A 24,251-nucleotide genomic window follows, 5' to 3' on the forward strand; every position below is an offset into this window, starting at 1 on the left:
AATGAGCGATACGACTCAAAAATCCGGCCTCCACGGAGCCGGCGACGACGAATACACGCCCACCGGCACCGACCAGGTGGCTGAAAACCTGGCTGCCCTGGACGATGAGGAAGCGGAACTTCGTGCTGCGACCCTCCGGGCGGGTCTGGATGATTACGATCTCGACGAAGAGGACGCCGCGCTGCTCAGCGGAGAGTACGGCGATGAAGGCGACGAAGGTCCCCTCAAGCTTGATCCGGTACTGGCCATCATCGGCCGCCCGAACGTTGGTAAGTCCACGTTGGTCAACCGCATCCTGGGTCGCCGCGAGGCAGTTGTTGAGGATACTCCCGGCGTAACCCGTGACCGCGTGATGTACTCGGCCCGCTGGAACGGCCGCAACTTCACGCTGGTGGACACTGGTGGATGGGAGCACGACGCCAAGGGCATCCACGCCCGTGTCGCCGAACAGGCCGAGATGGCCGTTGAGCTCGCTGACGCCGTTCTCTTCGTGGTGGACTCCGCCGTTGGCGCGACCGCCACGGATGAAGGCGTCATGAAGATGCTGCGCAAGAGCAAGAAGCCGGTCATCATGGTGGCCAACAAGGTGGATGACTTCGCCCAGGAAGCTGACTCGGCAGCGCTGTGGGGCCTTGGCTTCGGCGAGCCGTACCCGGTTTCTGCATTGCACGGCCGCGGTGTGGCAGACCTCCTGGACCATGTCATGGACACTCTGCCCGAGTTCTCCTTGGTTGAGGGCGTCGAGCGCTCCGGCGGCCCCCGCCGTATTGCGCTGATCGGCCGCCCGAACGTTGGCAAGTCCTCCCTTCTGAACAAGCTTGCAGGCTCAGAGCGCGTGGTTGTGGACCCGCTCGCAGGCACTACTCGTGACCCCGTGGATGAATTCATCGAGCTTGGCGACCGCACGTGGCGCTTCGTTGACACCGCGGGTATCCGCCGCCGCCAGCACATGGCCCAGGGTGCCGACTTCTACGCGTCCCTGCGCACGCAGGCCGCGCTCGAGAAGGCGGAGGTCGCCGTCGTGCTTCTTGCCGTCGACGAGGTCCTCAGCGAGCAGGATGTCCGCATCCTGCAGTTGGCGATTGAATCCGGCCGCGCACTGGTGCTCGCATTCAACAAGTGGGACCTCCTGGACGACGAACGCCGCCGTTACCTGGAACGCGAAATCGAGCAGGACCTGGCGCACGTTGAGTGGGCTCCCCGCGTCAACATCTCCGCCAAGACCGGTTGGCACAAGGACCGGCTCGTTCCTGCGCTGGATACTGCACTGGAGAGCTGGGACCGCCGAATCCCCACAGGCCGCCTCAACGCCTTCCTGGGTGAATTGGTGGCTGCCCACCCGCACCCCGTCCGCGGTGGCAAGCAGCCCCGCATCCTCTTCGGCACCCAGGCTTCCAGCCGGCCGCCGAAGTTCGTGCTGTTCACCACGGGCTTCCTGGATCCCGGATACCGCCGTTTTATCACGCGTCGCCTGCGCGAAACGTTCGGCTTCGAGGGCACTCCCATCGAGGTCAACATGCGTGTGCGCGAGAAGCGTGGCAAGAAGCGCTAAATGAGACGGGCATCACAGCCAACTTTGGCTCTGATGGCGTTGGCACCCTCCAACTTCGTGTAAGCTTTTGGAGGTGGTTCGGCCGGACTGCTTAGGTGAGACTCTTCGGAGGAAAACTTAGGCGGAGAACGGTGGAACCAGCGGGCTGTAGCGCAGCTTGGTAGCGCACTTGACTGGGGGTCAAGGGGTCGCAGGTTCAAATCCTGTCAGCCCGACCATGAAGGCCGGAATCACGCGGAAACGCGGGGTTCCGGCCTTTGGTCGTTAAAGAACCGGGTGCGCAGGCAAGGGTTGACGGCAAGCAAAGGTGCCCTTGTTCGCTGAACTCAACGTGGTACGGCGGGTCCAGCGAACCAGAGTAGGTTTTGTGCCCGCCTAGACCTTCTGCAGTGCTCCGAGCGCCCGCACGAGCGGCTCCAGCTCCGGCACTTGTTCGGCGGCCGAGAGGGCCGCGGCCAACGTTTCGTCATGGACAGGCTTGGCGTCCAGCAGGAGCTTCTGGCCGGCGATGGTCAGCTCGGTGTAGATGCCGCGGCGGTCGTCGGCGCACAGGATGCGCGTGAGAAGTCCCCTGTCCTCCAAGCGGTTGACCAGACGGGTGGTGGCGCTGCTGGAAAGTGCAGTGGCGCGGGCAAGTTGCTGCATCCGCATGTGCCAGCCATCTTGGCGGCTCAGTGCATCAAGCACGGTGTACTCAACTACGGACAGCTCGCTTGAGGCTTGGAGCGCCTTTTCCAGCTCAGCTTCGATGCTCCCATGCAGGGCAGCCAGGGTGCGCCAGCCCTGTGCCCGTACCTCTACGGCGTCATCCTTGATGCCCATGTCTACTGTGCTCCTGCCTTGGTTTTCGAGTCGAAACGCAGCAGCCAAAAGTAGTTGCTTGCGCAATTATCTAGCGCATGCAACTATATATAGAGCGTCTGCAACTATTATTCTACGGTTCCCGGCGACGCACTTCCACTCCCGGAGTAACCGATCCACTTTAAGGAGCTCCACATGCCCGCAGGGTTGATTGCCCTGGCCCTCGGCGGATTCGGCATTGGCCTGACCGAGTTCGTCATCATGGGACTGTTGCCCGAGGTTGCAGCTGACTTCAATGTCAGTGAAGCCTCTGCCGGCTGGTTCATTTCCGGTTATGCCCTCAGCGTCACCGTCGGCGCCCTCCTGGTGACGGCGGCCGTCACCAGGCTTCCACGCAAGGCCGTCCTTATGGGCTTGCTGGTCCTGTTCATCGCAGGAAACTTTCTTTCCGCGGTTGCCGATTCGTACCCGGCCATGATGATCGGCCGCATCGTTGCCGCACTGTGCCACGGTGCATTCTTCGGTATCGGTTCCGTAGTGGCCGCCAGCCTTGTGCCAGCCCACAAGAAGGCCGGCGCCATCGCCATCATGTTCACAGGCCTCACGGCCGCGAACGTACTGGGCGTGCCGTTCGGAACTCTGCTCGGGCAGAACTTCGGATGGCGGTCCACCTTCTGGGCCATTACCGCAATCGGCGTCGTTGCCCTGCTCGGCATCGCCTTGATGGTCCCGAAAAGCACCACGGAACCCGCCAAGGGCCTGCGGAGCGAACTCGGCGCGTTCAAGTCCGGCCAGGTATGGCTTTCGATCATCGTCACGATTCTTGGCTTCGGCGGCATGTTCGGCGCCTTCACCTACATTGCGTTCACGCTGACCGAAGTATCCGGCTTTGAGTCCGGTGCGGTGCCGTGGCTCCTGGTGCTCTTTGGTGCCGGGTTGTTCGTCGGCAACTTCCTTGGCGGCAAGGCGGCGGATAAGTCACTGGACAAAACACTGGTGGTGATCCTCGCCGGGCTGGTACTGGTTCTGGTCTTCTTTGCCCTCACGGCATCCAATGGCATCGCAACGCTGGCCTCGCTCGCCCTGATGGGTGGATTTGGATTTGCCACCGTGCCGGGCCTTCAGATGCGCGTGATGCATTTCGCCTCGACTGCGCCGACGCTTGCCTCCGGAGCCAACATCGGAGCATTCAACCTTGGAAACGCTTTGGGCGCATGGCTCGGCGGCGTCACCATCACCCTGGGTCTCGGGTACACCTCGCCCATCTGGGCAGGGGCAGCGATTACAGTGGCCGCGTTGCTCGTTATGCTGGCCGCGGCTGCAGCGGCCAAGCGCAGGGGAGTCGGGGCGCCTGACCCAACGTCCGACGTCGAACGCGAACCCCAGGCGGCCACGGTCGCCTAGCATTTCATCGACAGAAAAGCCCGCCACTGATCAGTGGCGGGCTTTCCTATGGCCTATTTGGCGTGGTCGTCGGGCTTTCCGTCAAAGTCCGGTTTTCCATCAAAGACGTCCTTGATGCGCGCCTTCGCGTCGTCCACCGGGGCGGCAGGTCCCGACGTCGGGCGGCCACTGGCAGCGCGTTCGGCGTCCCGCGCCTCCTTCTCGGCGTTCTTTGCTGCGGTCATTCGCGCCTTTTCAGCCTGGGTCAGTACTTTCATCTTCTTGCCCCTGCGGCGCCATACGGCCCAGAGAATCGTCACTGCGACGAAGATGATGGCAGCGGCAACTGCTGAAATTGCCGTCCAAGTGGTGAAGAACCCGGCGTCGACGCTGAGCGTGCGCTGACCTGCATGAGCGGATTCCGTCGAACCGAACACGATGCCCGCAGTCAGCAGGTTTGGTGTGGCAATCGCGACCGCTATCAGGAGGATGACGATCTTCCACGGCCAACTGACGGCTTTGTGTGTGGCCTGCCAGGCAACCACCAAGGGAATGAACGTGAAGACGAATCCATAGAACATGCCAACCAAGACACTGGCGCCGAGATCGCGTCGTATTTGGCCGGCGATGACGTCCGACCACCACCGGGGGAGGATGGCCCCGAGAATGAAGTAGGCCGCCACCGCGACAAGCAATGCCACCAGGACCAGGATTATTTTGACGCCCCAATTGCCTTTTTTCCGTGCCGGTACTTGTGCTTGTTCAGTCATGGGTCAATCATGGCAGAGACCTCCTCAGGCGCCCGGTAAGTGTGCCTATACTTTCAGCGGTGGCCGGAAGCCCGGGCCGCCGTCGAGGTCCGTAAATGTCCCGATGAAAGGCGACCCATGAGTAATATCCCAGCCGATCTTTCCTACACTGCAGAACACGAATGGGTTTCTGCCCCTGACGCCGATGGCGTAGTGCGCATCGGTATCACCGATTTCGCGCAGGACGCATTGGGCGATGTTGTTTATGCCCAGATGCCCGAGCCCGGGACAAAGGTCACCGGCAACGACGTCGTAGGCGAAGTGGAGTCCACCAAGAGCGTGAGCGACATTTATGCCCCAGTGACGGGCGAAGTCGTAACGCGGAATGAAGCCTTGGACACGGATCCGGCCCTGATCAACTCGGATCCTTATGGTGAAGGCTGGCTCATTGAAGTAAAGCTTGCAGAAGCTGACGCAGTGGATTCCCTGCTCAGTGCATCGGAGTACGAACAACAGGTAGGCTAAAGTTATCTGGCCCGCCCGGCTGTTTTCCCGTACGCGGGGAGGCGAATAGGCGGGCCAGCAACCGATTTGCCCGGCGGTACCGGGAGGCGGAGTTGCCGGCATGGTTTGGAACTGCCGGCGGATGAGGAGGATATTCCATGGTTGGCGGCGAACAGAACCAAGCCAATGTCGGGAACGGCCCGGAAGAACAGCCGACGTCGGAGACCACCTCGATCAGCATCACGCCCACGTGGGATGAGCCCAGCGTTGCGCCGAAGCTTGCCCCCGAGGAGCGAGCCTCCGTGGAGGCCCTGCCGCCGGACTCCGCATTGCTCATTGCACACTCCGGTCCCAACGCGGGTGCGCGCTTCCTGCTGGACGCGGACACCACCACGGCCGGCCGGCACCCTGACGCCGACATCTTCCTTGATGATGTCACCGTGTCACGCAAGCACGTCGAGTTCCACCGGACCCGGTCCGGTTTCGAGATCGTGGACATGGGCAGCCTCAACGGCACCTACGTCAACCACGACCGCGTGGACAGTGTGCAACTGAAGAACGGCAACGAAGTCCAGATCGGCAAGTTCCGGCTCACTTACTACCTGAGCCCGACGCGCCCAGCGGGCCAAGTCTGATCCCGGGGTACCTGCCTGTGGCAATGGCCCAGCCGGAACGTCGCGGACCGCAGGTCCTCAACATCGGGGAAGTCCTGGCTCAGTTGAGCGACGACTTTCCCGGCATGACTGCGTCCAAGATCCGATTCCTTGAGGAAAAGGGACTCATCAATCCCAAGCGGACCCCTGCCGGATACAGGCAGTACGCCGACAGCGACGTTGAGCGGCTGCGTTTCGTCCTGGCTCTTCAGCGGGACCAGTACCTTCCGCTGAAGGTCATCAAGGACTACCTGGATGCGATCGATCGCGGTGAACGCCCCGAGAACCTTCCACCCGGTGTCACGGTTTCGCCCAGGATTGTCTCCGCGGAAATGGCCGCCGAAATCCAAGGGCGTGCCCGCGCGTTGACCGAGGAGCAGCTGCGCACCGAATCCGGCGCCAGCGTGCCCCTGCTGGAGTCGCTGTTGAGCTTTGGGCTCATCAGCCACGTGGGCGGCAAGTTCGATGAGCATGCCCTCCAAGTGGCCCGGGCGTGTGTCCAGTTGGAGGGTCACGGCCTTGAGCCTCGTCACCTTCGGCCGTTCCAGGCGGCTGCTGAACGTGAATTCGGCCTGGTGGAGAGGGCGGTCGCGCCGCTCACGTCGCGGCGGGACGCGGCATCCCAGGCGCGTGCCGCGGAGGCTGCCCGTGAGATCAGTGAACTTTGCCTCAGCCTTCACCGGGCGCTCGTCCACGACCGTATCGCGCGGATGGACACCTGATGATCGAGGTTGAAATCGTCGGCGTCCGGATCGAGCTGCCCTCCAATCAGCCCTTGGTCCTCCTTCGGGAGATCAATGGTGAGAGGCACGTGCCGATCTGGATTGGCACCCCGGAAGCCAGCGCCATCGCGTTGGCGCAGCAGGGCGTTGTTCCGCCGCGGCCCATGACGCACGATCTTCTGGTGGACGTCGTCGAATCATTGGGCCATTCGATCATCAGCGTCAACATCGTGGCGGTGGAGGACAATATCTTCTACGGCCAACTGCAGTTCGACGACGGCACGGTGGTCAGTTCCCGGGCTTCGGACGCGTTGGCCCTGGCCTTGCGGGCAAAATGCCGGATCTGGTGTGCAGACGCTGTGATGGAGGAAGCCGGCGTCCGGATCACTGAGCACGACGAAGGTGAAGACTCCGAGCCCGGTCCAACCGTGGACGAGGAGCGGGAGTTGCGACGCTTCAGGGAGTTCCTGGACGACGTTGAACCCGAGGATTTCGAAGGCTAAACGGACCCTAAGCCTAAAGTTGAGGGTGAAACTTTCGACACGACAGCATTTAGACCCCGAGATCTTTGACCTTGGGCCGTCGCAGGCCTAACGTCGAAGGTATCAAGTTCCCGTTGCATACACTGCCCGCGCAAGTCACACTGGAAAGTGCGGCCTTGCGGGAATTACACCGCTGGATTTCGGCGTTGTATGGGTGTCCGCACCATCCCCAAGGGAACTGGGAACAAGGAGGTCACGTGAGTCCGAAAGGCGAAGCAGGCGAGCTGAAGCAGGCCTCGACCGGCATTGCTGCGCCCGCATCCGGCGCCCAAGGTTTGCTCTTCACGGAGGACCTTCCTGTGCTGGACGAGGACGCGGGCTACCGCGGTCCCACCGCATGCAAGGCCGCAGGCATCACGTACCGCCAACTGGACTACTGGGCGCGCACAGGCCTGGTGGAGCCCGCTGTCCGCGGCGCCGCAGGTTCAGGCTCGCAGCGACTCTATGGCTTCCGTGACATCCTGGTCCTCAAGGTGGTCAAGCGCTTGCTGGACACCGGTGTGTCGCTGCAGCAGATCCGAACCGCCGTTGAGCACCTTCGTGAGCGAGGTGTCGAGGACCTTGCGCAGATCACCCTCATGAGCGATGGCGCCAGTGTCTACGAATGTACGTCGGCCGACGAAGTCATCGACCTCGTTCAAGGCGGGCAGGGAGTCTTTGGCATCGCGGTAGGCCGTGTATGGCGGGAGGTCGAGGGAAGTCTGGCCGCATTGCCGAGCGAACACGCAGCGGAGCAGTCCTTTCCCGACGACGAATTGAGCAAACGGCGGGTAGCACGCCGTATCGGCTAGAGAGCCGCTCCAAGACAAAGGGAAGCCGCCTCCTGGATGGGAGGCGGCTTTCTTGTGTCCAAGATGTTTACCGCTGGCGCCTGTCCCGCAGTGCGGGCTGGCCATTCATCAGGCTTTCAAGCAGGGCGTCAAAAAGCTTCGCCGAATTCTTGGCGGAATCGCCGGGCCAGTGATGCACGGAATGTGCTGCGCCTTGGATCTGCTGCCAGTTGGCTTGCTCGGGAATGTGGGGCGTCAGCAGGAGTTCGCCGAACATGGACTCCATCTCCGCCAGCCGGAAGGTGTGCTCTGCTGATCCGGTCCGGACGCGGTTGGCCACGATTCCCGCCGGCGCCAGGTTGGGAGCGAATTCCTGGCGGAACAATTGAATGGCGCGCATGGTCCGCTCTGTGCCTGCAACGGAGAAGAGTCCCGGCTCCGCCACCAGCACCACGCGGTCGCTGGCGCTCCACGCCATCCGGGTGAGTCCGTTGAGGGACGGCGGGCAGTCCACCAGGACCAATTCGTAGCTGGAGGTTCCGGCAAGGACAGCGGAGAGCCTGCGGAGATCGCGTTTGCCGAGATCTGGGCGGTCATAGATGCCCGTGAACGCCGAACCAACGGCTACGTCCAGCTTTCCGTTGCTGGAGCCGTTGGAGACCCAACTGCTTCCGGCCACGTTTTCCGGGAGTCGGGCTTTGCGCGGGTTCTTAAGCATCCTGCCGATATCGAGGTGCTCGCCTGCCTGCACTCCGAGTGCCGTGGTGGCATCGGCATGGGGGTCCAGGTCCACTACCAAGGTGGGGATGCCGGCTGCCAGGGCCGCGGACGCCAGACCAGTGGTCACGGACGTCTTGCCCACTCCGCCTTTGAGGCTGCTGATGCTGACTACTTGCACTTGAAAACCCAAAACCTAACGCCGGTTGCCGTATCGCGCTGTTTTCAGCTCCGGGAGCGCCGGAACCGGGGCTTGCCGCAGCCCCTTCAACATCATATGTTGCGCGGCGGTCAATTCCCGCTTTCTACGCGCCTGCCGCCTGTGGCAGTCAATCATTCTGTGGTCATTAGCATGGTGCCGGGTCGCGCGCACGCATATACAGCGCACATGACGATTCCTTTGTGATGGTTGCCACAAAGATTTGTGTTTGATGCTGGCGGCACTACACACTGTGACCACCGACCGATCCACCCGCAATGATGCAGGAGAAGTATGTTTTCGAAAATTCTGGTGGCCAATCGCGGCGAAATCGCGATCAGGGCGTTTCGCGCTGGTTATGAACTGGGCGCCAAGACCGTAGCCGTCTTTCCGCACGAGGACCGTAACTCGATCCACCGTCAGAAGGCCGACGAAGCTTACCTGATCGGCGAGGTGGGCCATCCTGTCCGCGCCTATTTGGACGTAGAGGAGGTTGTTCGCGTCGCCAAGGAAGCCGGCGCTGACGCCATTTACCCGGGTTACGGATTCTTGTCCGAGAACCCGGACCTGGCGCGCGCTGCGAAGGCCGCGGGCATCACCTTTGTGGGTCCGCCCGCTGAGGTGCTTGAGCTTGCAGGAAACAAGGTTGCCGCCCTGGAAGCCGCCCGCAAGGCAGGGGTACCCGTCCTGAAGTCGAGCAAGCCCTCCAAGGACCTTGACGAGCTCATTGCGGCCGCAGACGAGATCGGCTTCCCCATCTTCGCCAAGGCCGTAGCCGGCGGAGGCGGACGAGGCATGCGACGCGTCGAGACGCGCGAAGCCCTCCCCGAGGCCTTGCAGTCCGCCATGCGCGAAGCTGATGCAGCCTTCGGAGACCCCACAATGTTCCTCGAGCAGGCCGTCCTGCGCCCGCGTCACATCGAAGTGCAGATCCTGGCCGATGCCGAAGGCAACGTCATGCACCTCTTCGAGCGCGATTGTTCGCTGCAGCGCCGCCACCAGAAGGTGGTGGAAATCGCTCCGGCGCCGAACCTGGATGAGAACATCCGCCAAGCGCTGTACCGCGATGCCGTGGCCTTCGCCAAGGCACTGAACTATGTCAACGCAGGAACCGTCGAGTTCCTGGTGGACACTGAGGGCGAACGCGCCGGGCAGCACGTGTTCATCGAGATGAACCCCCGCATCCAGGTGGAGCACACCGTCACCGAGGAAATCACCGACGTAGACCTCGTCCAGGCACAGATGCGCATCGCGTCCGGCGAAACGCTCGCAGACCTCGGACTGAGCCAGGACTCCGTCTCCATCAAGGGCGCTGCACTTCAGTGCCGCATCACCACGGAAGACCCGGCCAACGGCTTCCGTCCCGACGTCGGGAAGATCACGGGCTACCGTTCCGCAGGTGGTGCCGGCGTGCGTCTCGACGGCGGTACGGTCTACTCCGGTGCCGAGATCAGCCCGCACTTCGACTCGATGCTCGTCAAGCTCACATGCCGCGGCCGTGACTACCCTGCAGCCGTTGCCCGAGCACGTCGTGGCCTGGCTGAGTTCCGCATTCGTGGCGTGTCCACCAACATCCCGTTCCTGCAGGCCGTTCTTGCGGATCCCGACTTCATTGCCGGGAACGTGGCGACGGACTTCATCGACAAGCGACCGGAACTCCTCAAGTCGCACATCTCGGCCGACCGTGGCACCAAGCTCCTCACCTGGCTTGCCGATGTCACCGTGAACAAGCCCAATGGCGAGCTCAAGGTCCACTCCGATCCCGCCAGCAAGCTGCCTTCAGTCGACGGCCCCGTGCCCACCTCGGGTTCGCGCCAGAAGCTGCAGGAACTTGGTCCCGAAGGCTTCGCCAAGGCACTGCGCGAGCAGCAGGCCGTTGCCGTCACGGACACCACCTTCCGTGACGCCCACCAGTCGCTCCTGGCCACCCGTGTTCGTACGCGCGACCTCGTGGCGGCCGGCCCGGCAGTCACCGCCCTGCTGCCGGAGTTGCTTTCGGTGGAGGCCTGGGGCGGTGCGACGTACGACGTCGCGCTCCGCTTCCTTGGCGAGGACCCCTGGGACCGCTTGGCTGCTTTGCGCCAGGCACTGCCGAACACCTGTATCCAGATGCTGCTCCGCGGGCGCAACACCGTTGGCTACACGCCGTACCCGGAAGAGGTGACCGAGGCGTTCGTCAGCGAGGCCGCGGCTACCGGCATTGACATCTTCCGCATCTTTGACGCCCTTAACGACGTCAACCAGATGGCCCCGGCAATCCGGGCTGTGCGTGCAACAGGGACTGCCGTCGCGGAGGTCGCACTCTGCTACACAGGCAACCTCCTGGACCCGAATGAGGATCTCTACACCCTCGACTACTACCTGGACCTGGCGCAGAAGATCGTCGACGCCGGTGCGCACATTCTCGCCATCAAGGACATGGCGGGTCTGCTCCGCCCGGCTGCTGCGGCCAAGTTGGTCTCGGCACTCCGTGAGCGCTTCGACCTGCCTGTGCACCTGCACACGCACGACACCGCCGGTGGGCAGCTCGCAACGCTGCTGGCCGCCGTCGACGCCGGTGTGGATGCTGTTGACGTTGCCTCCGCGTCCCTGGCAGGCACCACCAGCCAGCCTGCCGCGTCCGCCCTCGTGGCTGCCTTGGCCAACACGCCCCGCGATACCGGGCTGAGCTTGGCCAACGTCGGTGCGTTGGAGCCATACTGGGAGGCCGTTCGTCGCGTCTACGCGCCCTTCGAGTCCGGACTTCCAGGCCCCACAGGTCGTGTCTACCAGCACGAGATCCCGGGTGGTCAGCTGTCCAACCTTCGCCAGCAGGCCATCGCCTTGGGCCTCGGGGAGCAGTTCGAAGCCATCGAGGACATGTACACGGCCGCGGACCGCATCCTGGGCCGCTTGGTCAAGGTAACGCCGTCCTCCAAGGTGGTGGGCGATCTTGCCCTGCACCTGGTCGGGCTCAATGCTGATCCTGCAGACTTCAACGAGAATCCGCAGAATTACGACATCCCCGATTCCGTCATCGGCTTCCTTTCGGGCGAACTCGGTGATCCTCCCGGAGGCTGGCCCGAGCCGTTCCGCACCAAGGCCCTGCAAGGCCGCAGCATCAAGGTGCGCGATGTCGAGATCAGTGCCGAAGACAGCGCCGCACTCAAGGGTGACTCTGCCACGCGCCAGCAGACGCTGAACCGCTTGCTCTTCGCCGGTCCCACCAAGGACTACAACAAGAGTGTTGATACGTACGGCAACATCTCGGTGCTGGATACCCGTGACTATCTGTACGGCCTTCAGCGCGGCGCCGAGCACGTGATCGAGCTGGAAAAGGGCGTTCGACTGATTGCGCAGCTCGAGGCCGTTTCCGAGCCCGACGAGAAGGGCATGCGTACCGTGATGTGTACGCTCAATGGCCAGTCCCGTCCGGTGGTTGTCCGCGACCGCTCCGTTGTCAGCAACGTCAAGGCAGCAGAGAAAGCCGACCCCGCACAGCCGGGCCAGGTTGCTGCACCGTTCGCGGGCGCGGTCACCGTCACGGTCAAGGCAGGCGACGTGGTCAACGCCGGTGACACGGTGGCCACTATCGAGGCCATGAAGATGGAAGCATCCATTACGACGCCGGTGGCTGGCACTGTTTCACGCCTTGCCGTCTCGGCGGTCGAGCAGGTCCAAGGCGGAGATTTGCTGCTGGTTATCGGCTAAGAGCCACAACCGGCAGGCGAAACTGCCAGCAGCCAAAGAACCCCACCCGGATCATCCGGGTGGGGTTCTTTTTCGTAGAATGCGCTGCGGTCCCGCCGGGGCTGGTTCCGCCGTGGACGCTAGTGCGCTCGGGGCGCCGAGTACATTTCCTCGATCACAGTATCGAAGTCCTTCATGACCTGTGCGCGCTTGACCTTCAGTGACGGGGTCAGGTGGCCGGAGGCTTCAGTGAAGTCCGCGGGGACGATCCTGAACGACTTGATGGCTTCAGCCTGGGACACGGACTGGTTGGCCTTGCTGATGAGGTCCTGCACTGCTGCCTTCACCACTGCGTTGTCCGTAGCTTCCGCCAGGGTCGTACTACCGGGCAGGCCGTGGCGTTCGAGCCAACCCGGCAGAGCCTCCTCGTCCAGAGTCACCAGTGCGCCGATGAAGGGGCGGTTATCTCCCACCACCAGCACCTGCGAAACGAGTGCGTCAGCGCGGATCTGGTCCTCCAGCAGCGCTGGAACAACGTTCTTGCCGCCGGCCGTGACGATGATTTCCTTCTTGCGCCCGGTGATCTTGAGGAAGCCGTTGCTGTCCAATTCACCGATGTCGCCCGTGCGGAACCAGCCGTCGGCAAACGTTTCGTCCGTGAGGTCGTCACGCTTGTAGTAGCCGCGCATGACGCAGGCACCCTTGGCGAGGATCTCGCCGTCGTCAGCGATCTTGACGGCGTTGCCGGGAAGCGGCGCGCCCACAGTGCCGATCCGGATCATGGACGGAGTGTTGACGGAAATCGGAGCCGTGGTCTCTGTGAGGCCATAGCCCTCCAGGATCTGCAGGCCGATGCCCTGGAAGAAGTGGCCAAGGCGTTCGCCCAGCGGCCCGCCACCGGACACTGCGTGGGCCACATGGCCACCCATCGCGGCACGGAGTTTTCCGTAGACGAGTTTGTCGAACACCGCGTGTTTGATTTTCAGCCCCAGGCCCAGGGAACCTGCCTGCCGTGCCTTCGAATACTGGATTGCAGTGTCCACTGCGCGGTGGAAGATCGCACCCTTGCCACCGTCTTCTGCCTTGGTCAGCGCCGAGTTGTAGACCTTCTCGAAAACGCGCGGCACGGCAAGGATGAAGGTGGGCTGGAAGCTTTGAAGATCGCCCAACAGGTTCTTGATGTCAGGCGTATGCGCCACCTGGACACCGCCCGCTACTGCGAGCACCGAGATAAATCGGGCAAACACGTGGGCCAGCGGCAGGAACATGATGGTTTTGGCCGACTCGTTGATGATCTCCCCGAGTGCTGCCCGGGCGTTCTCCGAGAGCTCCACGAAGTTCCCGTGGGTGAGTTCGCAGCCTTTGGGCCTGCCCGTGGTCCCGGACGTGTAGATGATGGTTGCGAGGTCCCTCAGGCCGGCCGACGACCGGCGAGCCTCAAGATCGGCGTCGCTGATTTCCGAGCCAGCTGCCCGCAGGGCATCCAACCCGGCTCCTTCGAGCTGCCAAACGTTGGCCACGGAGGTGATGTCCTCGGCGGCGACGGCCTGGCGGATGATGTCTTCATGGTGGGCGGCTTCACCGAAAGCTGCGACAGCGCCTGAATCGCCCAGGTTCCACGCCACCTGGGAAGGCGAGGAGGTCTCATAGATCGGGACGGAGACGGCTCCAGCGAACCAGATGGCAAAGTCCACGAGGGACCATTCGTACCGGGTCCGGGACATAATGCCGACGCGGTCGCCGGCTCCCACTCCACTTGCCATCAGGCCCTTGGCCAAGGCCTTGACGTCGGCCAGGAAGTCAGTGGCACGGATGTCCTGCCACTGCTTGTTGCTGTCCAGCTTGGAAAACAGTGCAGGGTTTGATGCCTTGGCTGCTTCGCGGATCACGAGGTCCGTGATGTTGGTTTCCGGGGCGACATTGACGAGGGGAGGAACACTGATTTCACGCACGGTAGCTCCTTTGATATCCACGGGCCACGAGGGGGCTGCTTCCACTCTAGTATGCCCACTCGTGGAGGTGTGTCCTATTTCACCTACTGGCGAGTAACTTTACGGATCTCCCGTCGTTTCGGGCAACTTGGCGCCATGCAGTGGCATCGATGCGGGGGTCATCCGCACGGCGGAATAGGATGATGGGATGCCCTCAATACGGTCAAGCTCCCGATTCCGACCCCGGCCCCCTGCGGCAGTCTGGAAGGACGTGCCATGGGCTGCGCGGCGCAGTCATCTGGGTCGCAGGGGCCTGGCGATCGGCATCGATATCGGCGGCACCAAGGTAGCGGCGGGCGTTGTTGACGCCGACGGCCGAGTGCTGGACGAAGCCCGCAGATCCACGCCCGGCGCGGATCCCCGGGCTGTCGAACAAACCATTGTGGAACTGGTCCACGAGCTAAGCGCCGGCCATCGGATTGCATCAGTTGGAATCGGCGCAGCGGGGTGGATGGACCTCGACGGCGGCACCGTACTCTTCAGCCCGCACCTCGCCTGGCGCAATGAACCGCTCCGCGAAAGCCTGCAGAAGCTGCTGAGGCGTCCCGTCCTGCTGACCAACGACGCCGACGCAGCCGCATGGGCCGAGTGGCGCTTCGGGGCCGGCCAAGGGGAGAGCCGGCTGGTTTGCATCACCCTGGGAACCGGTATTGGCGGCGCCATGGTGATGGACGGCCGCGTGGAACGTGGCCGCTTCGGCGTTGCCGGCGAATTCGGCCACCAGATCATCTTTCCCGGCGGGCACCGGTGCGAATGCGGAAACCGTGGCTGCTGGGAGCAGTACGCCTCAGGGAATGCCTTGGGACGCGAGGCTCGTCAACTGGTGCGGACGAATTCGCCTGAGGGCCGCGGCCTCCTTGAACGTGCAGGCGGTTCGGCGGACACCATCACAGGTGCTGTTGTCACTGCACTGGCCCTGGCTGGCGACTCAACGTCCAAAGAACTGCTGGCCGACCAAGGGGAGTGGCTGGGCTTGGGCCTGGCGAACCTGGCCGCGGCGCTCGATCCCGGTATGTTCGTGATCGGCGGGGGACTATGTGACGCAGGAGAGCTGCTGGCCGGACCCGCACGCGATACCTTCGCCAAGAACCTGACGGGACGCGGATTCCGGCCCATGGCAAAGATCGAATTGGCAGCCCTGGGCCCGCGGGCCGGCATGATCGGCGCTGCGGACCTGTCGCGGGTCAGCGGCCGGACCCACGGCTGAGGCCCGCCACAGCAGGGTGAGGTTGGAGCCTAGATGCGGGCGCCGTCGTCGTCCTCGTTCTTGTCCTGCGGAAGCCGCATGATGAGGTAGATTACCGATGCTACGAAGGCTGCCACAATGCCCAGGATGGCGGCCAATGGGGCCGACCTCCAGAACATGGCAGTGAACAGCAGTGCTATGGGTCCGCCTACCGCACCGAGCCACGCAAGCATGGTCAAAGGCTCGGTGCCGGCAAGGCTGGGTGGTTCTTCCGGCACGAACGCGTCATCGTCGTCGTCGACCCCGTAGTCCCGGGGTCCCGCGGACTGACCAGCCGCATCAGCGGAGGCCGTCATCCCGGCCACCTCGGGCGTGGACAATCCCAAGGGATCAAAGTCCCTGAAGGCCGACCTGCGGGGACCCGCAGTTTCATCCGGCGCATCGGCGGCAGCGGTCTCCGGATCATCGTGCGCAGCTTCCGCGGCCGTCGCCTCATCGGTTGAAGGCGACGGCGTTGCCTCCAACCGCGCTACAAGGTCCAGCCAGATGGCGTCATCATCCTTGTTGGCACTCTGGTCAGCCGAATTGGGATCAGGCCTGTTCATCGGCGTCGTCCTTTGCAAGAGAAGTCACGTGGCCGGTCAACGCAGCCATAGTCTTCTGGATGAATTCGACGGTACCCTCGAAAATTTCCGGGGCGTCGTTGTCGAGGGTTGCCACGTGATGGCTGTTGCTGAGGTAGCTGACATCCACTGGTGCCTGCACCCTGGCGCGCAGCAATTCGAGGCTGGCATTGGATACGACGTTATCCACGGTAGAACGGAAAACACGAACAGGAGTGCTGATGCGGGGCAAGAGAGCGGCGGTGTCCCGGTACATCTTCTTAAGCTCGTGGGCAGCAGCCACTGGAGTGCGGCTGTAGGCTCCCTCGTCCTGATCGGGTTTGAGGATATCGTTGGCAATCGCCGGAGTGGTTTTGACGATGTACTTGAGGGCTCCGACGATCACGGCGCGGGGGTCATCGAGTACCAGTCCTGGGTTCACCACAACAGTGCCCGCCACTGGCCGGGTCGCCGCAATGCGCAGGGCAAGCGTGCCACCCATGGACAGCCCGGTTGCGAACACGTAGTCGCAATCTGACGCAAGTTCCAGGTAGGCGTCGTCAACGGCGCGGTGCCATTCCCGCCAGGACCGTGTGGCCATGTCCTGCCACGTGGTTCCATGGCCCGGGAGCAGCGGCAGCCGTACAGCAAAACCCGCGGAGGCAAGGTATTCGGCCCAAGGACGTACGCTGTGGGGGCTTCCCGTAAATCCATGGGACATGACGACGCCGATCCGGGGGCCAACACCGGTGAAGTCGCTAAGATACGGCGAGAAATCGGGAAGATTGTTCATGATGACTTCGAGGCTACTCTGTCGGCGGCGTGCTGACGGAAAAACTCCGCGGATTCTTCGAAGATGATGGGTGCATCCACGTCAAGGGTGGCGACGTGGCCGCTACCGGGAAGCGTGACCACGCGGAGGCGGGATGACGCGATATGCCGCTCAATCGTAGCTACGGACGACGGCGGGATGACGCCGTCCACGGCCGATTTGAAGACCAAAGCCGGGGCCTCAACACGCGGCAGCCCGCGAATGGCAGACCGAAAGAGTTTCTTGAGTTCGTGGACTGATTTCAGCGGCGTCCGGGAGTAGTCGCCGTCCTCGGTGGCGGCCGCCGTGGGCTGGTCCTCTACGATGGGGACCGTGGTCCGCATGACGTACTTAAGGGCGCCGACGTACCTGACGCGGCGGTCGTAGAAACTCAGGCCCGGGTTGACCAGAACAAGTCCCGGCACATCATGCCGGGAGGCGACACGCAACGCCACTGCGCCGCCCATGGAAAGTCCTGCCACGAAACATGAGTCGGTCTGTTCGGCGAGGTCAAGGTAACTCCGCTCGAATGTCCTGTACCAGTCCTGCCAGCGCGTGGTGGCGAGGTCGCGCCAGCTCGTGCCGTGCCCGGGGAGCAAAGGAACCGATACGGCGAACCCCTGTGCGGCCAGGTGTTCGGCCCACGGGAGCACACTGAGGGGGCTGCCGGTAAAACCGTGGCAGATGGCGATTCCAGTGCTCGCATTCGGCCCATGACCGGGGTGGTGGAAGCCGAGCGGAGCGGCTGGAAGGTTACTGTCCATCATGCGTCCATCGTGTCACTCTTCCTGATAATTCTCACTGGAGTAGGGTTGCTTTTGAGTGCCGGCCGGGTCGCCCGGAAGCCTGCCAGCCACCGGCCGGGAGAGGACGAACGTGTTCTATTGGGTCATGAAGAGGATCTTTCTTGGTCCCATCCTCAAGCTGTTGTTCAGGCCGTGGGTCAAGGGCCTGAACAATGTCCCGGAAGAGGGCCCCGCGATTCTGGCGTCCAACCACTTGTCCTTTTCGGACTCCATTTTCCTGCCGCTCATGGTGCACCGTCCGGTGATCTTCCTTGCCAAGTCCGAGTACTTCACAGGGACGGGATTCAAGGGCAGGCTGACGGCGCTCTTCTTCAGGCTCAGCAATCAGTTGCCGATGGACCGCTCAGGAGGGGCCGCTTCTGAGCTGTCGCTCCAAGCCGGCAAGGACGTGCTGGGTTCGGGCGGCCTGTTGGGAATCTACCCGGAAGGCACGCGAAGCCCGGATGCCCGCCTCTATCGCGGCAAAGTGGGCGTCGCCAGGCTTGCATTGCAGACGCGGGTGCCCGTGGTTCCGGTGGCCATGATCGGCACCGAAAAAGTCCAGCCGATCGGCAAGCGGCTCCCCAGCATCCGACGCATCGGGGTCATCTTCGGACAGCCGTTGGACTTTAGCCGCTACTACGGCATGGAGGATGACCGCCTGATCCAGCGGGCCGTGACGGACGAGATCATGTACGAGCTCATGCGGCTTTCCGGTCAGGAATACGTTGATGAATATGCTGCCGTAGTGAAGGCGCAATTGGCAGGCAAGGGGCCCGAACCTGTTGGGCCGGTTGGGGACGAAGCTACGGACCTCGGAGGGTCGCCGGAGGAGCCCGACGACGACGACAACTCACCGCAGAGGTGACTGTGACGTATCAGTCATGAACGGTTACGGGCGCAGTGCCCCAACGGTGCCCGGGACTACTACTCTTATATGGTGACTGAGCTAACCGCGAACACTGCACCATCCGTAACAGGCCACCTCGCCAGCACCGCCCAGAGTGGAGCCGCGAACTACCCGGGCCTGGACGCCTGGCGGGATCTGCCGATCTCACAACAGCCCACCTGGTCAGACAAGGACGTCTTCCAGGCATCCGTCAAGGAGCTTTCTGTTGTTCCGCCCTTGGTCTTCGCCGGTGAAGTAGACGTCCTCCGTGAGCGTCTCGCTGCCGCCGCCCAGGGTAAGGCCTTCCTCCTGCAAGGAGGAGACTGCGCCGAGACTTTCGAGGCGGCCACTGCCGACAAGATCAGTGCCAGGGTAAAGACCATCCTCCAGATGGCCGTCGTCCTGACGTACGGCGCCGCTATGCCCGTGATCAAGATGGGGCGCATGGCGGGCCAGTTCGCCAAGCCGCGTTCCTCGAACGATGAAACCCGCGACGGCGTGACGTTGCCCGCTTACCGTGGCGACATCGTCAACGGCTATGACTTCACCCCGGAATCCCGCGCCCATGACGCCGGACGGATGCTCCAGGCGTACCACACTTCTGCATCAACGCTGAACCTCATCCGTGCGTTCACCCAGGGTGGTTTCGCGGATCTGCGCTTGGTCCACCAGTGGAACAAGGGCTTCACCGAGAACCCCGCGCACGCACGCTACGAGTCCTTGGCCCGGGACATTGACCGCGCCATCAAATTCATGGACTCCTGCGGTGCCGATTTCGAAGCACTCAAGCGGGTCGAGTTTTTCGCAAGCCACGAAGCCCTCCTGCTGGACTACGAGCGTGCACTGACACGCATCGACTCCCGGACCGGCCTCCCGTACGACACCTCGGCCCACTTCCTGTGGATCGGCGAGCGTACCCGCGAACTGGACCACGCCCACGTCGACTTCCTGTCGCGCGTGCGGAACCCGATCGGCGTGAAGCTTGGCCCGACCACCAGTGGTGACGACGCACTGCGTCTCATCGACAAGCTGGACCCCAACCGCGAACCAGGCCGTTTGACCTTCATCACCCGCATGGGCGCCAAGAACATCCGCGAGAAGCTGCCCGCCGTCGTCGAGCGCGTTACCGCCTCAGGTGCCCAGGTGCTCTGGGTGACTGACCCGATGCACGGCAACACGGTTACTTCGCCCAACGGCTACAAGACCCGAAACTTTGATGACGTCATTGACGAGGTACGCGGCTTCTTCGAGGTCCACCATGCCCTGGGTACGGTCCCTGGCGGCTTGCACGTCGAGATGACCGGTGACGACGTCGCCGAATGCCTCGGCGGCGCCGACCCGATCGACCAGGACGCGTTCCTGGACCGCTACGAGTCTGTGTGCGATCCCCGGCTAAACCACATGCAGTCCCTGGAGATGGCCTTCCTGGTCGCAGGGGCCCTCGCTAAGCACTAGCTGCCACAACAGCAGAGGGGCGGTCCGGAATTCCGGACCGCCCCTCTGGCGTTCGTAGAGAGAATCGTTGCTAGACCACCTTCAAAAGCAACTGGCCCCCCTCGGGAAGTTCGTTGTCATTCGGTAACTGCTCGCGCACTATGCCGAAAAGTGCCCCAAACAGATTCTCCCTCCGCACTACAAAGCCAAGCTTCGTCAGTTCCTTCTCAGCCTCATCCGCTTGCTTGCCCACATAGCTGGGCACCTTGACCATCTTGGGTCCCTTGGAAACGGTCAGGGTCACGGACTCACCCTTGATGAGGGTGCCGTTGGCCGGGGACTGGGACACGACAGCGCCCTTGGGGACCGACTTGTCATTGACGGTTTCCGGAGAAACCAAAGCCTTCAACCCTGCATCCTGGATGGCCTTAACTGCGGCGTCCTGGGCCAAGCCACGAACATCGGGGACGGGAATCGGTTGAGGTCCCTTGGAGACCGCCAGCGCTACGGCAGTCCCGTGACGGACCTCCGTGCCCTTGGCCGGGTCCTGAGCGATGATGACGCCCGCAGGGACCTTCTCGTCATAGGCCTCAGTGACGTTGCCAAGTGTCATCTCGGCTGCATTGAGCGCGGTCTTCGCTTCGTTCAGGCTGATACCGGTCAAACCGGGAAGCGGGAAGAGTTGCGCACCCTTGGAAACGAACAGCGTGATCTGTTGAAACTTCCGCACCTCTTTGCCGGCGGCCGGATCCGTCCCGACGGCAAGACCCGCGTTGATGTCGTCGTCGAAGACGTCCCGCGGCTCGGATTGGAAACCCGCGGTACGGAGTAACTGCTGTGCCTCCGCTACAGTCTTGTTCTTGATGTCGGGCACTGTCCCGGGGGAGCCCGGGCCCATGCCGAAAAACCAGCCCGCGCTGGTTGCCAACAGGGCGATGATGACAATCACGATCGTCCAGATGATTCCCCGACGTCGGGGGTTGCCTTCGCGCAATGGCCGCACAGGTGTTGCGGCAGCCCGGGCACGGTCCTTTGCTTCCTGCCGTTCCTGCTTTTTCAGTTCGCGTTTGCCCGGCTGGTGTTGATCCGGGCCGAAGCCTGCCTCGTCAGCGGTGTCATCGGGCAAACGAAGGGCCGATGCGCCCGAGGTGGCCATGACTGTAGTGGGATTGCTTTGGTGGGAAATAAACTCCGTAGGGGACGCAGTAGTTGCCAGCGCCTCCGTGGGGTTGTCCTGGGGGCCAACAGGCGTAGTCGCTGCTGTGGCGGCTGCGGCTGCGACGGCCGTGGTTGCCGGTTGGGAAGAAGGCTGCCGGTGGTCCAGCTCTTCGTCGTTCAGGGTGGTCCGGATGTGGCGCAGCTCGGACAACAACGCCGAACCGTCCACGGGTCGTTGTTCGGCATCGTTCGCCGTGCACCACTGGACGAGTTCGTCCAGGTCTTCGGCCAGTCCGGGTGCGGCCTCGGAGGGGCGTCCCACGGCGGCGTTGACGTGCTGGTACGCCACTTGGATGGGTGTCTCGCCGGCGTAAGGCTGCTGGCCCGTCAGCATTTCATAGAGCATGATGCCTGCCGAATAGATGTCACTCCGGGCATCTGCGGCCTTGCCCAGGACGAGCTCGGGCGCCAAATAAGCCACGGTGCCGATCAAAGCGCCGGTGCTTGTGGTGGCTGTCACGGCCCTCGCCAAGCCAAAGTCGCCCACTTTGATGCGGCCGTCGTCGGCTATAAGCACATTCTCGGGTTTGATGTCCCGGTGGATCAGGCCGGAACCGTGGGCGGCTGCCAGGCCCTCAATGACCGGATCAATCAACGCAAGTGCGAGCCGCGGCGGCAGGGCGCCCTGTTCATTAAGGACGTCGCGGAGGGTGTGTCCCTTGACATACTCCATCACCAGGTAGGCGATGTGGCCGTCTTCGCCTTGGTCCAGCACGCCCACTATGTGGGGATGCGAGAGGCTCGCGGCGGCCTTGGCTTCGCGGCTCAGGCGTTCCAGGAAGGTTTGGTCGTTGGCCAGGTGCGGGTGCAGGACTTTGAGGGCCACATCGCGCTCCAGGCGTTGGTCTGTGGCCAAGTAAACAGTGGACATTCCGCCCCTCGCGAGACGGGAGCGGACGTCGTAACGGCCGTCCACGGTGGTCCCGATGAGGTGGTCCTGCGTTGGTTCTTGCACCATACGATCCTAAACGAGGCAGGGAAGAGGCCCGAATCCGCATGCGATCCGGGCCTCTTCAGAGGTGCTGCTTGGGGCTTTAGCCGAACGTACGCTGGCGGGCCTTGATGGACTCGACGTAGCGCTTCGTGTCGTCGTACATCCCGTACTTGCTGACGGAGTACTGGCCTTGGTAGTAGCCGGCGATGGCGGTGTCGAGGTCCTTGCTCGTGGCAATGAGTGCGCGGATGATCGCCACGCCGGCCGTTGCATTGTCATAGGGGTCCAGCAGGTTGAGTTTGCGGCCTACCAGATCGGAAGCCCATTCGCCCGAGGACGGGATCACCTGCATGGTTCCGATGGCGTTCGCGGGGGAGACAGCCCGCTGATCGAAGCCGGATTCCTGCTCGGCGAAGGCGAGTGCCAGCGACGGGCTGACGCCCATACGGCGAGCGGTATCGGCCACGATGGTCTTCATTTCAGCACGGCTCGGAACGGGCGAAGCGTTGAGCAGGGCCTTGTTCTCGTTGGCGGAACTGACGACGGCCGCCGGGTAGGTGAAGCCCAGGAAGGAACTGGGAACCAAGGGCGTCGTGCTGGATGCGGGCTCAATCGACGTTCCGGGAATCGTGAGCTTCTGGCCGGGGTAGATCACCGTGGTGGCGTTGACCTTGTTGGTGGACATCAGCGTGGACAGGGAAACGCCGTGACGGGAAGCGATCGAGCTTAGCGTATCGCCGGCCTTGATGGTGTAGGTACCGCTGCCGGCCAGCGGGGTTGCTGCCGGCGTGGCCGGTGCAGCCGGGGCGGGCGCTGCCGGCGCTGACGGGGTGGAGCCGCCACTGACCTTGATCTTCTGGCCCGGGTAGATGATGGAGCTTCCGCTGAGCCCATTCCAGCTGAAAACGCTGGAAAGCGGTACGCCATGACGGGCGGCGATGGCACCCAAGGTGTCGCCGGACTTCACCGTATAAACCAGCGCGTCCGAGGATGCCGGTGCAGGCGTCGACTGCGGTGCAGGCGCGGCAGGAGCGGCCGCACCGGAAAGCTTGAGTGTCTGGCCCGGGTAGATCAGCGTAGTGGGCGTCAAGTTGTTCAGCTTGAGAACCTCTGCGGTGTCCAGATTGAAACGTCGCGCGATGGCGCTAACCGTGTCCCCACGGACGATCGTGTAGGTGGTGGGGGCTGCAGGGGCCATTGGGCGCAGTGCGGCGGGAAGCGTTGCCGCGACTGCTGCTGCCGGAATCACCGTTCCAACGTTGACGGTCTGGGCCTTCATTGCGGCCGCCAGCGTTGCCGGGATTTTCCTGGGCTGCGGCGCAGGCGTTGCCATGGCCGGTTGAGCCAAGGCGAGCGAGGACAAGACCACAGCGGGAAGCGCAGCCGTGGTTGCCGCGATAACGGGCATGCTCATGGTTCGTTTCGGCGAGCGGGGCGTGGTCATGGAATGTTTCCTCATCTCGACAGCGGCACGAAAGTGTTACCACTGTTAACAGTGTTGCCAATGTTGCTGATGTTATCAATGGTGCAAGTGTGATCAGTGTGAATCTCTCACATTTATTGAATCGGCACAACAATTCGGGTTGTTGGCTAATGACTGGGCTGAATGATGCGAAACAAAAGCGGGTATTACAGCCCTTGTGATGAATCGACCTCGCCTCCGGCTAGGCGCCGGGCATGGCGGCGTGGCAACCTTGATCCGTGAGTAATGTAGAAAGCCTTGTTTCTGATTGGCTGCCACTGCCGGATGTTGCCGAGCTGCTGGGAGTTTCCATCACCAAAGTCCACGGACTGTTGGATGAACGCGCCATCGTGGCCATCAGGCGGGGAGAACGGAATATCCGGTCGATTCCCGCACTGTTTATCCAAGACGGGCACGTCGTCGACAGCCTGAAGGGCACCATCGCCGTTCTCAGCGACGCCGGTTATACGGACGAAGAGCTCATCGTATGGCTCTTTACGCCTGATGAATCCTTGCGCGGGCGCCCAGTCGACGCCCTCCGCGAGGGGCGAAAGACCGAGATCCGTCGGCGTGCACAGTCTTTGGCCTGGTAAATATCAGTTCCGCGGATAAATAGCGGTACAACGACGCGACTGAAAACGCACGACGACGGCACCAGGCCGTCGTCGTGCGTTCTTT

The 24,251-nt window shown here is 62.8% G+C and carries 21 protein-coding genes and 1 tRNA gene; 13 read left to right on the forward strand and 9 right to left on the reverse strand.

Going from position 1 to position 24,251, the window contains the following annotated elements; translation table 11 throughout:
- Nucleotide 1: 1 nt before the first annotated feature.
- Complete coding sequence (der, locus tag ACIQC5_RS18125) at nt 2–1,552, forward strand: ribosome biogenesis GTPase Der (RefSeq protein WP_400285471.1); 1,551 nt, start codon at nt 2–4, stop codon at nt 1,550–1,552.
- Nucleotides 1,553–1,693: 141 nt separating this feature from the next.
- Nucleotides 1,694–1,770, forward strand: a tRNA-Pro gene (locus tag ACIQC5_RS18130).
- Between the two features lie 157 nt (nt 1,771–1,927).
- Here ACIQC5_RS18130 and ACIQC5_RS18135 read toward each other — a convergent pair.
- Nucleotides 1,928–2,374 (reverse strand): MarR family winged helix-turn-helix transcriptional regulator, encoded by a 447-nt coding sequence (locus tag ACIQC5_RS18135; protein WP_400285474.1) that lies wholly within the window; start codon nt 2,372–2,374, stop codon nt 1,928–1,930.
- Between the two features lie 174 nt (nt 2,375–2,548).
- Between ACIQC5_RS18135 and ACIQC5_RS18140 the strand changes: the two genes are divergently transcribed.
- The gene (locus ACIQC5_RS18140; RefSeq protein WP_400285477.1) at nt 2,549–3,757 is read left to right on the forward strand and encodes an MFS transporter; all 1,209 of its coding nucleotides are present in this window, start codon (nt 2,549–2,551) and stop codon (nt 3,755–3,757) included.
- 53 nt (nt 3,758–3,810) lie between these two features.
- Here ACIQC5_RS18140 and ACIQC5_RS18145 read toward each other — a convergent pair whose 3' ends face one another.
- Complete coding sequence (locus ACIQC5_RS18145; protein WP_400285480.1) at nt 3,811–4,506, reverse strand: hypothetical protein; 696 nt, start codon at nt 4,504–4,506, stop codon at nt 3,811–3,813.
- Nucleotides 4,507–4,623: 117 nt separating this feature from the next.
- Here ACIQC5_RS18145 and gcvH point away from each other — a divergent pair, with 117 nt between their 5' ends.
- The 5 genes from gcvH to ACIQC5_RS18170 all read left to right on the forward strand — a co-directional run bounded on the left by gcvH (nt 4,624) and on the right by ACIQC5_RS18170 (nt 7,697).
- A complete protein-coding gene (gene gcvH / locus ACIQC5_RS18150) occupies nt 4,624–5,010 on the forward strand; it encodes a glycine cleavage system protein GcvH (RefSeq protein ID WP_400285482.1) in 387 nt (128 codons plus the stop codon).
- A 137-nt stretch (nt 5,011–5,147) separates the two neighbouring features.
- The gene (locus tag ACIQC5_RS18155) at nt 5,148–5,624 is read left to right on the forward strand and encodes an FHA domain-containing protein (protein ID WP_400285485.1); all 477 of its coding nucleotides are present in this window, start codon (nt 5,148–5,150) and stop codon (nt 5,622–5,624) included.
- A gap of 23 nt (nt 5,625–5,647) precedes the next feature.
- Nucleotides 5,648–6,364: a MerR family transcriptional regulator gene (locus tag ACIQC5_RS18160; RefSeq protein ID WP_400285488.1), complete on the forward strand. Its 717-nt coding sequence runs from the start codon at nt 5,648–5,650 to the stop codon at nt 6,362–6,364.
- Nucleotides 6,364–6,867, forward strand: coding sequence for a bifunctional nuclease family protein (locus tag ACIQC5_RS18165; protein ID WP_400285491.1), 504 nt, complete (start codon nt 6,364–6,366; stop codon nt 6,865–6,867). Before ACIQC5_RS18160 ends, ACIQC5_RS18165 begins: the two co-directional genes overlap by 1 nt.
- A 236-nt stretch (nt 6,868–7,103) precedes the next feature.
- Nucleotides 7,104–7,697 (forward strand): MerR family transcriptional regulator, encoded by a 594-nt coding sequence (locus ACIQC5_RS18170; RefSeq protein WP_275965381.1) that lies wholly within the window; start codon nt 7,104–7,106, stop codon nt 7,695–7,697.
- Between the two features lie 67 nt (nt 7,698–7,764).
- On the opposite strand, the gene ACIQC5_RS18175 is transcribed toward ACIQC5_RS18170, so the two are convergent.
- On the reverse strand, nt 7,765–8,574 hold the full coding sequence (locus ACIQC5_RS18175) for a ParA family protein (RefSeq protein WP_400285494.1): 810 nt from the start codon (nt 8,572–8,574) through the stop codon (nt 7,765–7,767).
- A gap of 312 nt (nt 8,575–8,886) precedes the next feature.
- Here ACIQC5_RS18175 and ACIQC5_RS18180 point away from each other — a divergent pair, with 312 nt between their 5' ends.
- Nucleotides 8,887–12,282, forward strand: a complete 3,396-nt coding sequence (locus ACIQC5_RS18180; RefSeq protein WP_400285497.1) for a pyruvate carboxylase — start codon at nt 8,887–8,889, stop codon at nt 12,280–12,282.
- Between the two features lie 119 nt (nt 12,283–12,401).
- Here ACIQC5_RS18180 and ACIQC5_RS18185 read toward each other — a convergent pair whose 3' ends face one another.
- Entirely contained in the window at nt 12,402–14,213 is a 1,812-nt protein-coding gene (locus ACIQC5_RS18185; RefSeq protein ID WP_400285500.1) for an AMP-dependent synthetase/ligase, read from the reverse strand.
- Nucleotides 14,214–14,400: 187 nt separating this feature from the next.
- On the opposite strand from ACIQC5_RS18185, the gene ACIQC5_RS18190 reads away from it, so the two are divergent.
- Nucleotides 14,401–15,459, forward strand: coding sequence for an ROK family protein (locus ACIQC5_RS18190; protein WP_400285503.1), 1,059 nt, complete (start codon nt 14,401–14,403; stop codon nt 15,457–15,459).
- Nucleotides 15,460–15,488: 29 nt separating this feature from the next.
- On the opposite strand, the gene ACIQC5_RS18195 is transcribed toward ACIQC5_RS18190, so the two are convergent.
- From ACIQC5_RS18195 to ACIQC5_RS18205, 3 genes are read right to left on the reverse strand one after another with little or no spacing between them, the layout of a single operon-like run.
- Nucleotides 15,489–16,043, reverse strand: coding sequence for a hypothetical protein (locus tag ACIQC5_RS18195; protein ID WP_400285506.1), 555 nt, complete (start codon nt 16,041–16,043; stop codon nt 15,489–15,491).
- A complete protein-coding gene (locus ACIQC5_RS18200; protein ID WP_400285509.1) occupies nt 16,030–16,833 on the reverse strand; it encodes an alpha/beta hydrolase in 804 nt (267 codons plus the stop codon). Before ACIQC5_RS18200 ends, ACIQC5_RS18195 begins: the two co-directional genes overlap by 14 nt.
- Nucleotides 16,830–17,618: an alpha/beta hydrolase gene (locus tag ACIQC5_RS18205; protein WP_400285511.1), complete on the reverse strand. Its 789-nt coding sequence runs from the start codon at nt 17,616–17,618 to the stop codon at nt 16,830–16,832. The genes ACIQC5_RS18200 and ACIQC5_RS18205 overlap by 4 nt, the downstream gene beginning before the upstream one ends.
- A gap of 109 nt (nt 17,619–17,727) precedes the next feature.
- Here ACIQC5_RS18205 and ACIQC5_RS18210 point away from each other — a divergent pair, with 109 nt between their 5' ends.
- Both ACIQC5_RS18210 and ACIQC5_RS18215 read left to right on the forward strand, forming a co-directional pair.
- A complete protein-coding gene (locus ACIQC5_RS18210; RefSeq protein WP_400285513.1) occupies nt 17,728–18,504 on the forward strand; it encodes a lysophospholipid acyltransferase family protein in 777 nt (258 codons plus the stop codon).
- A gap of 69 nt (nt 18,505–18,573) precedes the next feature.
- The gene (locus ACIQC5_RS18215) at nt 18,574–19,980 is read left to right on the forward strand and encodes a class II 3-deoxy-7-phosphoheptulonate synthase (RefSeq protein WP_400285516.1); all 1,407 of its coding nucleotides are present in this window, start codon (nt 18,574–18,576) and stop codon (nt 19,978–19,980) included.
- Nucleotides 19,981–20,050: 70 nt separating this feature from the next.
- On the opposite strand, the gene pknB is transcribed toward ACIQC5_RS18215, so the two are convergent.
- Together pknB and ACIQC5_RS18225 are read right to left on the reverse strand one after the other, a co-directional pair.
- A complete protein-coding gene (gene pknB / locus ACIQC5_RS18220; RefSeq protein ID WP_400285519.1) occupies nt 20,051–22,135 on the reverse strand; it encodes a Stk1 family PASTA domain-containing Ser/Thr kinase in 2,085 nt (694 codons plus the stop codon).
- A 76-nt stretch (nt 22,136–22,211) separates the two neighbouring features.
- Nucleotides 22,212–23,555, reverse strand: a complete 1,344-nt coding sequence (locus ACIQC5_RS18225) for a LysM peptidoglycan-binding domain-containing protein (protein WP_400285522.1) — start codon at nt 23,553–23,555, stop codon at nt 22,212–22,214.
- Between the two features lie 257 nt (nt 23,556–23,812).
- On the opposite strand from ACIQC5_RS18225, the gene ACIQC5_RS18230 reads away from it, so the two are divergent.
- Complete coding sequence (locus ACIQC5_RS18230; protein ID WP_400285525.1) at nt 23,813–24,166, forward strand: Rv2175c family DNA-binding protein; 354 nt, start codon at nt 23,813–23,815, stop codon at nt 24,164–24,166.
- Nucleotides 24,167–24,251 lie beyond the last annotated feature (85 nt).

Origin of the sequence: Paenarthrobacter sp. NPDC092416, assembly GCF_044755025.1 — a bacterium.
Lineage (GTDB): Bacteria > Actinomycetota > Actinomycetes > Actinomycetales > Micrococcaceae > Arthrobacter.

What these genes read in the sequence shown, in the direction of transcription:
- der (WP_400285471.1), top strand. Translation starts at nt 2, where the DNA reads ATGAGCGATACGACTCAAAAATCCGGCCTCCACGGAGCCGGCGACGAC.
- ACIQC5_RS18135 (WP_400285474.1), bottom strand. Translation starts at nt 2,374, where the DNA reads ATGGGCATCAAGGATGACGCCGTAGAGGTACGGGCACAGGGCTGGCGC.
- ACIQC5_RS18140 (WP_400285477.1), top strand. Translation starts at nt 2,549, where the DNA reads ATGCCCGCAGGGTTGATTGCCCTGGCCCTCGGCGGATTCGGCATTGGC.
- ACIQC5_RS18145 (WP_400285480.1), bottom strand. Translation starts at nt 4,506, where the DNA reads ATGACTGAACAAGCACAAGTACCGGCACGGAAAAAAGGCAATTGGGGC.
- gcvH (WP_400285482.1), top strand. Translation starts at nt 4,624, where the DNA reads ATGAGTAATATCCCAGCCGATCTTTCCTACACTGCAGAACACGAATGG.
- ACIQC5_RS18155 (WP_400285485.1), top strand. Translation starts at nt 5,148, where the DNA reads ATGGTTGGCGGCGAACAGAACCAAGCCAATGTCGGGAACGGCCCGGAA.
- ACIQC5_RS18160 (WP_400285488.1), top strand. Translation starts at nt 5,648, where the DNA reads ATGGCCCAGCCGGAACGTCGCGGACCGCAGGTCCTCAACATCGGGGAA.
- ACIQC5_RS18165 (WP_400285491.1), top strand. Translation starts at nt 6,364, where the DNA reads ATGATCGAGGTTGAAATCGTCGGCGTCCGGATCGAGCTGCCCTCCAAT.
- ACIQC5_RS18180 (WP_400285497.1), top strand. Translation starts at nt 8,887, where the DNA reads ATGTTTTCGAAAATTCTGGTGGCCAATCGCGGCGAAATCGCGATCAGG.
- ACIQC5_RS18190 (WP_400285503.1), top strand. Translation starts at nt 14,401, where the DNA reads ATGCCCTCAATACGGTCAAGCTCCCGATTCCGACCCCGGCCCCCTGCG.
- ACIQC5_RS18195 (WP_400285506.1), bottom strand. Translation starts at nt 16,043, where the DNA reads ATGAACAGGCCTGATCCCAATTCGGCTGACCAGAGTGCCAACAAGGAT.
- ACIQC5_RS18200 (WP_400285509.1), bottom strand. Translation starts at nt 16,833, where the DNA reads ATGAACAATCTTCCCGATTTCTCGCCGTATCTTAGCGACTTCACCGGT.
- ACIQC5_RS18205 (WP_400285511.1), bottom strand. Translation starts at nt 17,618, where the DNA reads ATGATGGACAGTAACCTTCCAGCCGCTCCGCTCGGCTTCCACCACCCC.
- ACIQC5_RS18215 (WP_400285516.1), top strand. Translation starts at nt 18,574, where the DNA reads ATGGTGACTGAGCTAACCGCGAACACTGCACCATCCGTAACAGGCCAC.
- pknB (WP_400285519.1), bottom strand. Translation starts at nt 22,135, where the DNA reads ATGGTGCAAGAACCAACGCAGGACCACCTCATCGGGACCACCGTGGAC.
- ACIQC5_RS18225 (WP_400285522.1), bottom strand. Translation starts at nt 23,555, where the DNA reads ATGACCACGCCCCGCTCGCCGAAACGAACCATGAGCATGCCCGTTATC.